The following is a 12,873-nucleotide window of genomic DNA, read 5'->3' as shown; positions in this document are numbered from 1 at the left end:
GGGGCGCGTCCCTGACCTTGCTACCGGATCGAACCGTTCAGCCTGCCAGCAGTTTCTTGCGGGCGGCATAGTCCTCGGCGTCGATGTCACCACGCGCCAAGCGCATGTCCAGTTCGGCCAGCGCATCGCCGGGCGCCTTCTGGGCCATGGCATTGCCGGGCTGCCGGACGAACCAGACCACACCGGCCACGACCAGCCCCAGCACGATCAGCCAGAGCACCGGCCCGAACATCATGCCGATGCCGTGGCCGTAACCGTCCATCATGTAACCGTACACCTCACCACGGTCGGCAAGGGCCGGTTGGGCAAGCAACATCATCGGAACTGCGAACCATCTCATGGCGACCTCCTTCGGTCTTCTTGTTATGGCTCCAGTATGCGCCGGACCCGGGCCATAGACCTTGATCCAGCGCAATAGGGCGGCCCGAAGGCCGCAAGATCACTCGGACGTGATCTCGGTGACGGTCAGCTTGCCGTTCACGCGGTCGGCGACGAAGGACACCGTGGCGCCTTCGCTCAGGCCTTCCATCATGCCGTCCGCATAGTCGAAGACCATCTTCATCGCCGGCATGTCGAGGTTTTCCAGCGGGCCGTGGTCGATGGTGACTTTCTTCCACTTGGTGTCGATCTTGGTGATCGTGCCCTGGCTCATCGGCATGGCCATATGGCTTTCGGCCAGAGCGACCGAAGCGGGCGCGGTCACGGTGAGCAGGGCGATTGCAAGTGCCTTGAGGGTTTTCATACGCGTTTCCTTTCAGGTGTTTGCCCCTTCGCGGGGGCTTGGGGTCAGTGCCGGGCAGGTGCCCGGATCAGTGATCGTGGTTGAGGTGACTCTTGGGGGTGATGACCGTGGCGGCGCTGCTCTGGCGCACCTCTTCGGGCAGCTCTCCGGTCCATTCCCAGGCCTGGGTGCCCGGAGGGTTCTGATACCATCCGGGGTCGGAGTAATCGTCGGGCGCGATGCCCTCGCGCACCTTCACCACCGAGAACATGCCGCCCATCTCCAAGGGACCGAACGGCCCCCAGCCGGTCATCATCGGCACGGTGTTGTCGGGCAGTTCCATGGACATTTCGCCCATATCGGCCATGCCCGCCGTGCCCATGGGCATGTAACCCGGCTGCTGGCGGCGGATCATCTGCGTGAGGCGCGTCTTGTCCGTCCCGATGAAGGTCGGCAGATCGTGGCCCATGGCGTTCATCGTGTGGTGCGACTTGTGGCAGTGGATCGCCCAGTCGCCTTCGTGGATCGCATCGAATTCGTAGGCGCGCATGGCGCCCACGGGAATGTCGATGGAGACCTCCGGCCAACGGGCGGATTTTGGCACCCAGCCGCCATCGGTACATGTGACCTCGAAGTCGTAGCCGTGCATGTGGATCGGGTGGTTGGTCATCGTGAGGTTGCCGCAGCGCACCCGCACCCGGTCGCCCTTGTTCACCACCAACGGGTCGATGTCCGGGAAGATCCGGCTGTTCCAGGTCCACATGTTGAAGTCGGTCATCTCCGCAACGCGCGGGATGTAGGTGCCCGGATCAATGTCGTAGGCCGCCAGCAGGAAGGCGAAGTCGCGGTCCACCGGCATGAAGGCAGGATCGCGCGGATGCACGATGAAAAGGCCCATCATGCCCATCGCCATCTGCACCATCTCGTCCGCGTGGGGATGGTACATGAAGGTGCCGGATTTGATCAGGTCGAACTCGTAGACGAAGGTCTTTCCGGGCGGGATCGCGGGGTGGCTCAGCCCGCCAACGCCGTCCATGCCCGAGGGGAGGATCAGCCCGTGCCAGTGCACTGAGGTGTGTTCCGGCAGACGGTTGGTGACGTAGATGCGCACGCGCTCGCCTTCCACCGCCTCGATCGTCGGGCCGGTGGACTGGCCGTTGTAGCCCCAGAGCCGGGCCATCATCCCGTCGGCCATGATGCGCTCGACCGGCTCCGCGACGAGGTGGAACTCCTTCACGTTGCCGTTCATCCGCCAGGGCAGCGACCAGCCGTTGAGCGTCACGACCGGGTTGTAGTCCGGGCCGGAGCCGGGCCGTGGCGGCACCTGCGTGTAGGGGCTGTCGGTCGAGGCTGCCTCGGGCAGGTCGCGGAAACGGGTTTCGGCTGCGGCGGCAGAGGCCAGAACGGCCCCAGCGCCACCGGCCAGCAATTGACGGCGGTTCATTCGTCACCTCCAGCGGGCGGACCCCAGATCACGGTTTTCAGGTTGGCTTCGGCGCGCCAGTAATCGGCTCTGGCCTCGGCGGTGGACAACTGCGCCTCCAGCCCGTCACGGGCGTCCTCGATCAGCTCGAAGGTCGAGGTCAGCATGCCGTTGTAGGATTTCAGCGCCTCGCGGTCGATTTCACGACGCAGGGGCAGCACCTCGTCACGCCAGTGCCGCGCGATGTTGTAGGTGCCGGTGACTTCCGCATGGGCAGAGCGTGCCTCGGACCGGGCGTTGACCGCGTGTTGCGCCAGTTCATGCGCCGCGCGGGAATATTCCAGTGCACCGCGCCGCGAGGTCAGCTTTGTCGTGTCGTAGAGCGGGATCTCCAGGCTGGCCTGCAGCACGCGGGCGACTTCGGTTTCGTTGTCGTCGCTGCGTTCCACTTCTGCCCCGGCTGTGACTTCCGCACCCTCGATGCGGCGGGTCTGGCTGGTCAGGCGGTACTCCTGCGCAATCGCTTCCAGTTCGAGCTTGCCGATGGCGAGGTCGACGCGATGTTGCAGGGCGAGGGCCTCGGCATTGCTGCGCCCCGGTCTGCGGCCCGGCAGGCTCGGCAAGCGGTCGGGTACGTAGAAATCCGTGCTCGCGCCATAGAGCCCCATGAGCCGGGTCAACTTCTCCTTAGCAAGTTGTGCCTCCAGCCGTGCTTCCGCGCGTTCGGCGGCCAGTTCCGCGGTGAACACATGTTCGCGCGCCTGGTCGGCGCGGTTCATCGCACCGGTGCGGCCCAGTTCGGCCGCGAGTTCGGAGGCGGCCTCTGCCGTGCCCTGCGCCCGCGCGATCAGAGACGACGCCTCGAACGCCGCCACGGCGTCGATCCACGCCATGCGCGTCTCGGCGGCCAGCGCAAGCGTTTCGGCCAGCGCCTCTAGCTGCGCTTGGCGGAAGTGCATCTCGGCGATGCGTGTGCGCGGCTTGAGCGTGGCCAGGTCGAGTATGGCGCCGGTGACGGTCGCCTCGAGCGAGCGGGCCAGACTGGCCTCGCCGATGCCGCTGAGCGACAGTTCGAGACTCGGACGCGGCCCCAGCGCGGTTTCCCAGAGGTCGGTGGCCGAAAGGCCCAGGTCGGCATAGGCCGCCTGCAACCCGCGATTGTTCATCAAGGCGACCTGTACGGCGGTGTCCGGCCCGATGGTCTTGCCCGCAACCAGCGCCTTGGCGCGCGCCTCGTTCGCGGCCACATCGGCGGCGGTCTGCGCCCAGGCGGCCTTTGCGCCCGTCGAACGGTTGGCGCCATCGGCGACGAAGGCGAAACCGGCTTGCGGATCGGAGGCGCCCTTCACGGTCGCCGTATCGGCACAAGCGGTCAGAAGCGCCAGCCCGGCCAGCGCGATCACATGCTTCATGTGCCACCTCCCGGCGCCTGCGCGTCGTTGAGCTGCCGCCAGTCGAGCGGCTCGGCGATGGGGTAGGCGGTGTAGCCGACGCTCGGCCCCGGCTGGGCGGCGGTGGCGGTGGACGGATCGGCGGCGCGGATCAGCGCACCTGCCTCGGGCAACGCCAGAGGCTGTGCACAGCCCGCAAGCGCCAGCGGCAGAAGCGCCGCGAAACGGTATTTCATGGAATGACTCCGAAGGGATCTTCAGTCAGGGCGCGGCAGGCACACCCGTGGCGGGAAGATCAGGCCTTCGGAGGACGACGCAGACCGATGGGCCCCGTCAGGTCGGCGCGGTCGAGCACGGACCAGTCCGCGGGCACCCGCGTCTCGGACACGGTTTTTGCGTCCGTGTCCGGCAGGTTGGAGATGTCGAGGACGCAGCCGTGATCGCAACAACTGAACAGCGCGGTTTCGGACTTCTGCTCCTTGGTTGCGGTGTCGTCCGGCGGCGTCACGTGGCCCTGATGGCCGTGGTGAACCATGCGCAGGTCCTCGACCTGTGCCTGCACCTGCGGTGCACAGATCGCACGGTCGGACGCGATCTGGGCCGCGACCGGAGAGATCGCGACCATCAGGCCGGTCAGGCCGAGAAGCAGAACGAGGAGAACACGCTTCACCATGTGGAAATCGATGCCCGCGCCCGCGGGCGGTAGCAACTCACGAAAGCGTTAACGGCCAACTTCGGCGCGCCTCGGTTCTTTTGCGCCATGGCGGCGGTCTCTGGCGGGCGAATGCCGCCGACGGGTTATCGCATGGAAAGCCGATGTGCGCCTGCGTCGGGGCCATGCTGCAGGCACCGAATGAAAGTACCGGCGAGCCGCCGAATCTCCAAAAGTCCCATGGTCACGGCGCCGTCCATCCAGGATTTAGTGAGCGATTACAGTTAACTAAGCCTTGACTGTTTCCCCAGCGGCAATCTTGCGCTATCCTTAAGGTAGAAAGGTGGTGAACACTATGGCTGCACCAGCTCAAGTGACGTGGGCAAAGGTTGCGGACAATGGCGCACAGCTCCTTGCGATCGGAGGCGTCCGCAAATCCTTTTTCGGCAAGTCGCAGTGGCGGCTCTCGACCGAGGAAGCCATTGCCATGATCGAACAGGACGAATGGCGGTTCTTCGTCGAGATCGACGACGAAAGGGCATGGCTCGACGTCCTGGAAGAGCCCGACGGCTCCAAGACGATCAGCGCCGACGGGCCGCTCAGAAACCTGCTCTGACCCCGTCCTCCATCCCTGCGTTACAGGCGGGTGCCCTGCACACGCGTATCGGCTTGTCTTGCGTGACCCGGTTGAAATCGGTCCGCGGCGGGCTAACCTCTTAACTTGAAACCGACGCAGATCAGCTCGCCGGGGTCGCATCTCCCGTAACAGGACCTTCCCTTAGTCCGCGAGCGGACAGGACGCGCGCTCGTCCCTGTTGGTCTGCCTGATGAAAGGATATGCAATGACTGACAAGAACCCGGATAAAGGGTATGTCGCCCTGCTCGGCTGGAGCCTGAACGCCATTGACGCGGTCGACCGCTTCGACCGCCGGTATGTTGTCGTCGCTCCGCCTTGGGCCGAGGACTACTGCAAGCAGAACGACATTCCCTTTGTCCCGTGGGACTTCGACCGTCTGAACGAACGCTCGCACGAGCTGGCGCACCGGCTTGACGACATGGGCGTCGACGTGGCCATCCCGATCTTCGAGGAGACGGTGGAATGGGCCGGTGCGATCAATGCGGTGCTGATGAAGAACCCGCGCCTTCTGGGGCAGGCCATGCTGTTCCGCGACAAGTCGCTGATGAAGCGCCGCGCGCAGCTGGGCGGCATCCGGGTGGGCGTCTTCGAAGAGGCGCACGACCGCGGTGACGTGATCCGGTTCCTCAAGCGGGTCAACCAGACGCTGCTGAAGCTGGACGGCGATCCGAACGATCCGATCCACTTCAAGGCTTTCGACAAGTCAGGCACCGCCGGGCACCGGGTGATCCGCACCCCCGAGGACGTGGACAACATCCCCGACGAGGAATTTCCGGCGCTGCTGGAAAGCCATCTCGACGGTTGGGAATTCGCGGTCGAGGCCTGGATCAAGAACGGCAAGATCGAATTCCTGAACATCTCGGAATACGTCACGCTGGGCTATTCGGTCTTCGTGCCCGCCACGCCCGAGCTTGAGGCGCACCGCGAGCGGATCACCGAAGAGATCGAGAAGCTGATCGAGGTCTTCGACATCGATTTCGGCTTCATCCACCCGGAATACTTCCTGACCAGCGACAACAAGCTGTACTTTGGTGAGGTCGCGTATCGCCCGCCGGGCTTCAACGCGCTGGAGCTGATCGAGCGCGCCTATGGCTTCAACGGCTATCAGGGCCTCGTGCTGGCCTTCGACCCGAAGACCACGCAGGAGGAGCTCGACGCCTTCTTTCCGAAGGAGATCGTCGATGCCAAGGGCCACGCCGGGTGTTTCGGTGTCTATCCGCGCCGCCGGGTCGTCAGCCGGCTGGAGATCCCCGAAGATACGGCGAACCACCCGTATTTCGAATTTCACGAACTGGCCGATCCGCGCGAGCAGAAGGTGGCCAAACGGTCCGCGTTCGGCACGCACTGGGGGCTGGCCTATTTCTTCGGTGACAACCCGCACGAGTTGCGAGACCTTCTGAAGAAGCAGGAAGAGCTGGATTATTACGTTTGATGAACCTCAGAAACGCGTCCTCCGCGGACGGGCAGACCGGGGACGACAGCGCCGCGCTGGCGCGCTTGTCCGGTACGCTCGATCTTGCGATTGAACGGCTGGAGCGGGCCCGGCCCTTTGCCAAGGCCCGCTACCAGCGCCCCGTGCTCGACGTTCTTGGCCGCATCATCTCCCAGCCCGGCGGGCTGGGAGTGGTGCGCGAACGGGCGGCACGCATGGACGCAGCTGGGCTGTTCGTCGGTTCCGACTGGGACCGGCCCGAGGCGCTCCTGCCGCAACTTGTCGGCGGGACGCTGGTGTCCGAAGACCCCGCGTTCCAGGCGCTGGAGGCGGCCAGCCTGTCGCGGTTCCTGGCCGTGGCGAAGGGCGAGGCCCGGCATGGCAACCTGCATCAGGACGGCGCTCGGCACTTCCTGACACAGGTGCTTGCGCTGAACCTGAAGGACCTGTTCGGGGTGCCGGACGAAGCTGCCCGGGGGCTCGGTGCGCGGCACGAGGTGAAATGCCGGGTGCTGCGGCACATAGCGGACCATATCGGTCTGAACGACGTTCTCAGCGTGCTCGTGTCCGAGATCTGGCGCCTGCTGGAGCAGCGCTCGGTGCAGGTGGGTGTGGTCAAGGACATGATCGCCCAGATCGCTGTCGCCCTGAACGAGAACGGCACCGAACCCGGCAGCACCCGCCTCGGCGCGGAGCGTCTGGTCAGTGCCCTTTTCGGCCCGACGACGGCGTCGCGCGACGATCCGGGCCTTGCCGTCTACCTCGACCGCATATCGGTCGCCGACGACGCCGGTCTCTCGCGTGAGGCCATGGGGTTTGCCCGCGCGATGCACGACACGGGGCTGGTCTCCGACTACCACGCCGCTTTCCTGACATGGGCGCTGGACTTCGATCAGCGGCCCCTGATCCCGGAGGCGCTTGGCCTCGGGTCCACCGGCCTTGACTGCTGGCGGCACTACCGCGGCGTGATCGAGAAGCTGGTGCGCAGCGCCGTGACGCCGGCCACGCCGCAGGCCGCCTACGGCCTCGCCATGCTGCTTGAACGCGGCACCCTGCATCACGCGCCGATGGTTCCGGCGCTGGAACGGCAACTGTCGCTCCGCCTGCGCGGCGCGGCGCGGGACCGTCTCGCGCTCGGGTTCGGACCTGCCGTCTCGCCCGAGACGCAATTGCTGGCCGGTGTGCTTCAGGTGCTCGGGCAGCCGCTGGGCGTCGGGCAGGGCGCCAATCCGACCTGCCAGTCCGCCCGGGCCATCGCGCTCTGGGCGCTGAACGACCCGGATTACCTGCTTCACCTCGTGACGCAGGTGGCCGAGTTCGACACGCTTCAGATGCAGTTCGAGGGCACGCCGATCAACTCCGCCGACCTTCCGGCAGGGCTTGCGGGTATGGGGCCGATCGACGCCGACCCGGTGTCGGTCCTTCTGGTCGGGCATCTCGACCGCATCTATGCCGAGATGGGCCGGCTTTGCGCGGGACGCTCCGGCGATCCGCACAAGTGGATCAACCCGCAGTTTCACGGCTGGTGGGTGTCGCGCGATTGCGCCGTCGCGGTCGATGTCACCACCGGGAAGCTGGCGGCCTACGACGACTTCCTGCGCCGTTTCTTCGCGACCTATCATCCCGACCACAACGGCGGCCGGCCGCTTGGTCACCCGCAACCGGCCGGTATCGCTGTGACGGATGCGCAGCAGCGGTTCGTGGGCTGGCACGCCATCGCCATCCTGCGGGTGGCAGAGGATCAGGCCGGGCGGATGCGGATCTACTTCTACAACCCGAACAACGACAGCGGTCAGGACTGGGGCAACGGCGTCGTGGTGTCGACCTCGGGGCATGGCGAACGCTACGGCGAAGGCTCTCTGGAGTTCGACCCGTTCCTGTCCCGTGTCTACCTCTTTCACGACGAGCCGCTGCGCAGCGCGCATGGTCAGGACATTCCCGCCGATGTCATCGCCAGGGTGCGCGAGCAGGCCATCGCCAGCTGGGCCGCCGACAGGCAACCGGAGGACGAGAGCGAAGGCGCCTGACAACGGGCCGGACGCCGCGTCGGACCTGCCCTTTGTCGGTGCCCGCCTTGCATTGCGGGGCCGTTCTGCGGGATACGGCGGCGAGGGCGAGCCCCCGTCCGACGGACCGATGAAAGGCCACAGCCGCGATGCCTCAGACCGACCACCTCAAGACCGATTGTTCGAAGTGCGCCGCGCTGTGCTGCCTCGCGCTGGCTTTTGACAAGGGCAAGGATTTCGCCTTCGACAAGAACCCCGGCGAGCCGTGCCGGAACCTCTCGGGCCACAGCTGTTCCATCCACGACCGGCTGACGCAGGAGGGCTTTCCCGGCTGCGTCGCTTACGATTGCCTGGGGGCCGGCAACCGTGTCGTGCAGGAGGTGTTCGGCGGCAGGTCATGGCAGGCCGAGCCGCGCCTGACACGCCCGATGATGGAGGCGTTCGCAGGCATGCGGGAGGTGCACAAGCGCATCGACCTGCTCCGCGCCGCCGAGACCCTGCCGCTGAAGCCACGCGACGAGCAGGCGCGCCGCGACTTCCTCGCCCGACTCGAACGGCATCGCTGGAGCGGCGCCGAACTCAATGACTTCGAGGTGGGGGTGGCGCTTGAGATCGACATTTTCTTTCACACCATCCAGCTATACGCGCCGGACCCCCGGTTCGCCGAGTGGCACGCCTAGCCGGGCGAAGGCTGGCTTGATCCTGTGGGCGGACGCGCGTGGCATCAAACTTCGCATCGCCGCAGACACAAGTCGCGCCGGGCGTGCCGCGTTAGGTGGCTCGTTCGGCCTGCCTCTCCCTGAGCACGGCGTCGAGCGCATCCAGGAACCCGCCCATCTCTTCCTCGCCCACCGCGAAGGACAGCGCGATCAGGCCGCGCGAGGCAAAGTAGTAGCCCCGTTCCATCATCCGGAAATGCAGGAGGCGCAGGCGGTCGCGGCGAAGCGTGGAGTCGTCCGCCGTGGCGTGGATGTTCATGATCGATCCCATCCCGGTCACATGAAACCATCCGCCCTGTGCCGCGAAACGGTCGTTCAACGCGGCGCGGAATGCTTCTCCGCGCTCGTAGAGGGCGGCCAGTGCGTCCGGTGTCAGGTGGTTGCGGATCGCTTCCAGCCCGGCGGCCATGGTCAGCCGGTTGTTGTTGAAGGTGCCCGCGTGGGGGATTGCATCGGGGTGGGACGGATCGAAGCGCGCCATCACGGCCTTCTTGCCCCCGAATGCTCCGAACGCGAGGCCGCCGCCGAAGATCTTGCCAAGTGTCGTCATGTCCGGCGTGATGCCCAGACGTTCCTGTGCGCCGCCCGGCGCCATGCGCGCGGTCTGCACCTCGTCGAAGATCAGCAGCGCGCCGCTTTCGTCGCAGAGATCGCGCAGGGCCTGCAGGAACTCGGACGTGCCGACGTTGCAGCCGCCCGCGCCCTGCATCGGCTCCACCAGGACGGCGGCGATGCGATCGCCCGACTTGGCAAATTCCTGCGCCGCCGCCTGCGGGTCGTTGTAGGGCAGGATGGCGAAGTCGAAAGGCACGTTGACCGGCGCATTGCCGTTGCCAAATGTCAGGACCCCGCCGTGATAGCCCCCGGCAAAGACCATGACGCGCTCACGACCCGTCACCAGACGCGCGGCGGTCAGAGCCATCACGTTGGCTTCCGTCCCCGAATTGGTGAACCTCAGCTGGTCGATGGAGGGGAAACGCGCCGCCAGTTCCTCGGCCAGCGCGACCTCGTAAGGCGTGTGCGAGGACAGTCCGAACCCGCCACGGTGCGCAGCTGTCACGGCCTTTTCAAGCGACGGGCAGGTGTGTCCGAAGATGCCGGCGGTGAACTCGCCCAGGAAATCGGTGTAGGTGTTGCCGTCGACATCGGTGATGCGGCAGCCCGCGCCGCCGGTGATCGACAGCGGGTAGGGCGCCGCCCAGAGCGAGCTGCGGGTGTTGCCGCCCGGCAGGACGCGGGACGCGCGGGCCAGCGCCTCCGCGCTTTTGGGCGTGCGATTGCGGAAGTCCTCTTCGGCGCGGGTAAGGTCGGCTGTCAGGGTGTCTGCGTGAAAGGTCATGTCTTATATCCGATGTGAGGGCAGGAGGGCGTCGAAGCCCTCGGCCGGATGGCCCGCAACCATCTGCGCGAGCAGGGCGCCGGTCGTCGGACCAAGGGTGAAGCCCTGGTGGCCGTGGCCGAAGTTCATCCAGAGGCCCTTGTGCCGGGGGGCGGCACCCACCAGCGGCAGCATGTCCGGGAGGCAGGGCCGGGCGCCGGACCATTGTGGTTCCTCGATGCGGGCGCCGACCTCGATCAGGTCGGAAATCCCGGTCCGGCCACGGTCGAGCTGGCGCGGGTCGGCGGGGCTGTCCCTGGTCACCAGCGCAGCCCCTGTGGCAAGCCGCAGACCGTCGGTCATCGGCGCGGCGACGATCCCGTGCGCCACGTCGAGGAAAGGCCGGACAGGAGCGCGCGGCGCGGCAAAATGGCCGTGATAGCCGCGCTTGTAGATCATCGGGACGCGATAGCCGAACCGGGCCAACAGGCGCGGCGACCATGGGCCAAGGGCTATGACGGCCTGCGTGGCGCCAGCGGTGCCTTCATCGGTCTCGATCTGCCAGCCGGTGCCCTTCTGCCGCAGGGTGCTCGCGTTGCCGGTCACCACCTGGCCGCCGCGCCGGGCAAAGAGATCGGCATAGCCCGCCGTCAGCGTGCCGGGCGACGCGCAGCTCCAGGAGTCCTGCCAGTGGATCACACCTGCAGGCGCCTTCAGCAGCGCAGGATCCTCATTCGCATAGTCCGTGCCGTCGACCGCCCGGAAGCGCGTGCCGTAGGTGGCGTGGACCCGTTCGGCGTCGGCCACCGCAGCGGCGTATTCGGCAGGGTTGCGGTAGAGGAGGGCGATGCCGTCGCGGGTGATCAGGTTCTCCATCCCGGCCTCGGCGATCAGCGGAGCGTGGTCGCGGGTCGAGCGTTCGGTCAGCCTGACATGAGTGCGCGAGATCTCGGCATGACGGGCGGGCGAGGAGTTCCGGTAGTATTTCCACAGCGCCGGAAGCATCTCGGCGACGCCGGCCACGGACCATGTCACATCGTTGGTCCGGCCAAGCGCAAAGCGCAGCAAGGTCATCGGGTCGCGGGGCAGGCCATAGGGTTCCGCGGCTTCGGCCTGGATGATTCCGGCGTTGCCGAAAGAGGTTTCGCGCCCGGGCGCCTTGCGGTCGATGAGGGTGACCGACAGGCCCTGCTCCTGCAGTGCCAATGCGGTGGAAACGCCGACCATGCCGGCACCGAGAACGAGAAAATCGGCCATGAGAAGTTCCGGTAGTGGGAAGCGAACCGGCGGGACCGCCGGTCCGGAGAGTTGGGGCGGGGCAGACGCGCATCGCGGCGCCCTGCCTCCGCAGGCCCGGGTCAGGCTTCGGCGATGACGGTGATCTCGACCTTCGCGTCGATCATCAGGCCGCTTTGCACGGTGGTGCGGACGGGCAGCGGATCGGAGAAGTACTCGGCATAGACACGGTTGAACTCTGCAAAGTCGCTGGTGTCGGTCAGGTAGCAGGTGGCCGAGACCACGTTGGCCAGCGTCAGGCCCTCGGTCTCGAGCGTCGCATTGAGCCGCTCGAAGATGTTGCGCGTCTGCGCCTCGATACCCGCCGGGACCTTGCCGTCCGCGTCAAAGCCGATCTCGCCTGCAAGGTAGACGGTGTTGCCGACACGGCGGGTCTTGGAGAAGGGGAGGTTCATCGGTGTTTCCTTGTCGTCTGAAGGGAGTTGAAGTGTGGCGGTCAGAAAGGTTGGGCCGGGGCCCGGGCCTTCAGCCCCTCGACCAGGAGGTCGAGCAGCAATTCGAAACTGTCGTTGTAGGGATTCACGGCACCGTTCTGCCAGCGCAGGACGAAGATGCGGTTGGAGATGTCGGGCAGCGCGGCCGCCGTCAGCGGGTAGAGCTCCGGATCGGTCTGCGCGACCCGCTTTGCGAAAAGGTCCTGCCAGGTTTCGCCTTCGCTGCCCGGCTTGCTGACGGGGGGCGGCGCCAGTTCCATGGTGACGAACCCGGCGAGTCCGCCGACCAGCACGTTGAAGGCCGGGCGCAGCGCGTCGCCGCGGTAGCCGCCGTCGTGCAGCGCCGAAAGGATCGTCTCGACCCAGTCGAGGTTCGCGACACCGTTGGACTTCATCTGCGCGCCCAGCAGTGGCGCGACGGCGGGATGACGATGCACCAGCTTGCGGTAGTTGAGAAACACCTGCCGGAGCCGGTCGTCCCAAGGCATGTCGGCGTCGAGAGTGTCGGACAGGGTCCCGGTGATCGAGGCGGAAATCTCGGCGAAGAGGTCTTCCTTCGCGCCACCGACATGCCAGTAGATCACTGCCGGAGAGACGCCCAGATTGCGGGCCAGCTCTCGGAGGGAGAAGGCCGCCAGCCCCTTTTCGTCGATCTGCGCGACGGCTGCGGCGACCACCTGATTCTTGCTCAACCCGACCGCCGCGGCCCGTCCACGCAGCATCTTGCCCTTTTTTTCATCATTCTCAGTGGTCACCGGTACGATTCCCGTTCAAAAAATAGGCGTGTTTCATTTTGCGTGACGGACTCGACGAGTTTGGTTTAACAGTTATAGAACATCGTTCA

General features: G+C 66.1%; 14 protein-coding genes. 4 read left to right on the top strand and 10 right to left on the bottom strand.

Annotated features, from left to right (window positions below; translation table 11 throughout):
• Positions 1-37 precede the first annotated feature (37 nt).
• The 6 genes from ACU0DV_RS11565 to ACU0DV_RS11540 form a co-directional block, all read right to left on the bottom strand.
• Complete coding sequence (locus ACU0DV_RS11565) at positions 38-340, bottom strand: SHOCT domain-containing protein (RefSeq protein ID WP_100929054.1); 303 nt, start codon at positions 338-340, stop codon at positions 38-40.
• 99 nt (positions 341-439) lie between these two features.
• Positions 440-742 (bottom strand): copper-binding protein, encoded by a 303-nt coding sequence (locus tag ACU0DV_RS11560; RefSeq protein ID WP_100929055.1) that lies wholly within the window; start codon positions 740-742, stop codon positions 440-442.
• Positions 743-809: 67 nt separating this feature from the next.
• Positions 810-2,165, bottom strand: coding sequence for a multicopper oxidase family protein (locus ACU0DV_RS11555; protein WP_446242678.1), 1,356 nt, complete (start codon positions 2,163-2,165; stop codon positions 810-812).
• Positions 2,162-3,556, bottom strand: coding sequence for a TolC family protein (locus tag ACU0DV_RS11550; protein WP_254698098.1), 1,395 nt, complete (start codon positions 3,554-3,556; stop codon positions 2,162-2,164). Before ACU0DV_RS11550 ends, ACU0DV_RS11555 begins: the two co-directional genes overlap by 4 nt.
• On the bottom strand, positions 3,553-3,771 hold the full coding sequence (locus ACU0DV_RS11545; protein WP_100929057.1) for a hypothetical protein: 219 nt from the start codon (positions 3,769-3,771) through the stop codon (positions 3,553-3,555). Before ACU0DV_RS11545 ends, ACU0DV_RS11550 begins: the two co-directional genes overlap by 4 nt.
• 59 nt (positions 3,772-3,830) lie before the next feature.
• On the bottom strand, positions 3,831-4,208 hold the full coding sequence (locus ACU0DV_RS11540; RefSeq protein ID WP_446242679.1) for a hypothetical protein: 378 nt from the start codon (positions 4,206-4,208) through the stop codon (positions 3,831-3,833).
• A gap of 334 nt (positions 4,209-4,542) precedes the next feature.
• Between ACU0DV_RS11540 and ACU0DV_RS11535 the strand changes: the two genes are divergently transcribed.
• The 4 genes from ACU0DV_RS11535 (at position 4,543) to ACU0DV_RS11520 (ending at position 8,942) form a co-directional block, all read left to right on the top strand.
• Positions 4,543-4,803, top strand: a complete 261-nt coding sequence (locus ACU0DV_RS11535; protein ID WP_446242680.1) for a hypothetical protein — start codon at positions 4,543-4,545, stop codon at positions 4,801-4,803.
• Positions 4,804-5,029: 226 nt separating this feature from the next.
• Positions 5,030-6,256, top strand: coding sequence for an ATP-grasp domain-containing protein (locus ACU0DV_RS11530; RefSeq protein WP_446242681.1), 1,227 nt, complete (start codon positions 5,030-5,032; stop codon positions 6,254-6,256).
• Positions 6,256-8,283, top strand: coding sequence for a hypothetical protein (locus tag ACU0DV_RS11525; protein WP_446242682.1), 2,028 nt, complete (start codon positions 6,256-6,258; stop codon positions 8,281-8,283). The genes ACU0DV_RS11530 and ACU0DV_RS11525 overlap by 1 nt, the downstream gene beginning before the upstream one ends.
• Before the next feature lie 128 nt (positions 8,284-8,411).
• A complete protein-coding gene (locus ACU0DV_RS11520; protein ID WP_446242683.1) occupies positions 8,412-8,942 on the top strand; it encodes a hypothetical protein in 531 nt (176 codons plus the stop codon).
• A 91-nt stretch (positions 8,943-9,033) separates the two neighbouring features.
• Here ACU0DV_RS11520 and ACU0DV_RS11515 read toward each other — a convergent pair whose 3' ends face one another.
• From ACU0DV_RS11515 to ACU0DV_RS11500, 4 genes are all read right to left on the bottom strand, one after another.
• Entirely contained in the window at positions 9,034-10,320 is a 1,287-nt protein-coding gene (locus ACU0DV_RS11515) for an aspartate aminotransferase family protein (protein WP_446242684.1), read from the bottom strand.
• Positions 10,321-10,323: 3 nt separating this feature from the next.
• A complete protein-coding gene (locus ACU0DV_RS11510; RefSeq protein WP_446242685.1) occupies positions 10,324-11,556 on the bottom strand; it encodes an NAD(P)/FAD-dependent oxidoreductase in 1,233 nt (410 codons plus the stop codon).
• Between the two features lie 101 nt (positions 11,557-11,657).
• Positions 11,658-11,990, bottom strand: coding sequence for a RidA family protein (locus ACU0DV_RS11505; RefSeq protein ID WP_100929065.1), 333 nt, complete (start codon positions 11,988-11,990; stop codon positions 11,658-11,660).
• A 41-nt stretch (positions 11,991-12,031) separates the two neighbouring features.
• Positions 12,032-12,721 (bottom strand): TetR/AcrR family transcriptional regulator, encoded by a 690-nt coding sequence (locus ACU0DV_RS11500; RefSeq protein WP_446242686.1) that lies wholly within the window; start codon positions 12,719-12,721, stop codon positions 12,032-12,034.
• Between the last annotated feature and the right edge of the window lie 152 nt (positions 12,722-12,873).

This window comes from Sagittula sp. (genome assembly GCF_052825245.1).
This window is presented reverse-complemented; position numbering and strand designations above follow the sequence as displayed.

Excerpts from the sequence above, each read along its gene's own strand:
- ACU0DV_RS11565 (WP_100929054.1), bottom strand. The coding sequence starts at position 340 with ATGAGATGGTTCGCAGTTCCGATGATGTTGCTTGCCCAACCGGCCCTT.
- ACU0DV_RS11560 (WP_100929055.1), bottom strand. The coding sequence starts at position 742 with ATGAAAACCCTCAAGGCACTTGCAATCGCCCTGCTCACCGTGACCGCG.
- ACU0DV_RS11555 (WP_446242678.1), bottom strand. The coding sequence starts at position 2,165 with ATGAACCGCCGTCAATTGCTGGCCGGTGGCGCTGGGGCCGTTCTGGCC.
- ACU0DV_RS11550 (WP_254698098.1), bottom strand. The coding sequence starts at position 3,556 with ATGAAGCATGTGATCGCGCTGGCCGGGCTGGCGCTTCTGACCGCTTGT.
- ACU0DV_RS11545 (WP_100929057.1), bottom strand. The coding sequence starts at position 3,771 with ATGAAATACCGTTTCGCGGCGCTTCTGCCGCTGGCGCTTGCGGGCTGT.
- ACU0DV_RS11540 (WP_446242679.1), bottom strand. The coding sequence starts at position 4,208 with ATGGTGAAGCGTGTTCTCCTCGTTCTGCTTCTCGGCCTGACCGGCCTG.
- ACU0DV_RS11535 (WP_446242680.1), top strand. The coding sequence starts at position 4,543 with ATGGCTGCACCAGCTCAAGTGACGTGGGCAAAGGTTGCGGACAATGGC.
- ACU0DV_RS11530 (WP_446242681.1), top strand. The coding sequence starts at position 5,030 with ATGACTGACAAGAACCCGGATAAAGGGTATGTCGCCCTGCTCGGCTGG.
- ACU0DV_RS11525 (WP_446242682.1), top strand. The coding sequence starts at position 6,256 with ATGAACCTCAGAAACGCGTCCTCCGCGGACGGGCAGACCGGGGACGAC.
- ACU0DV_RS11520 (WP_446242683.1), top strand. The coding sequence starts at position 8,412 with ATGCCTCAGACCGACCACCTCAAGACCGATTGTTCGAAGTGCGCCGCG.
- ACU0DV_RS11515 (WP_446242684.1), bottom strand. The coding sequence starts at position 10,320 with ATGACCTTTCACGCAGACACCCTGACAGCCGACCTTACCCGCGCCGAA.
- ACU0DV_RS11510 (WP_446242685.1), bottom strand. The coding sequence starts at position 11,556 with ATGGCCGATTTTCTCGTTCTCGGTGCCGGCATGGTCGGCGTTTCCACC.
- ACU0DV_RS11505 (WP_100929065.1), bottom strand. The coding sequence starts at position 11,990 with ATGAACCTCCCCTTCTCCAAGACCCGCCGTGTCGGCAACACCGTCTAC.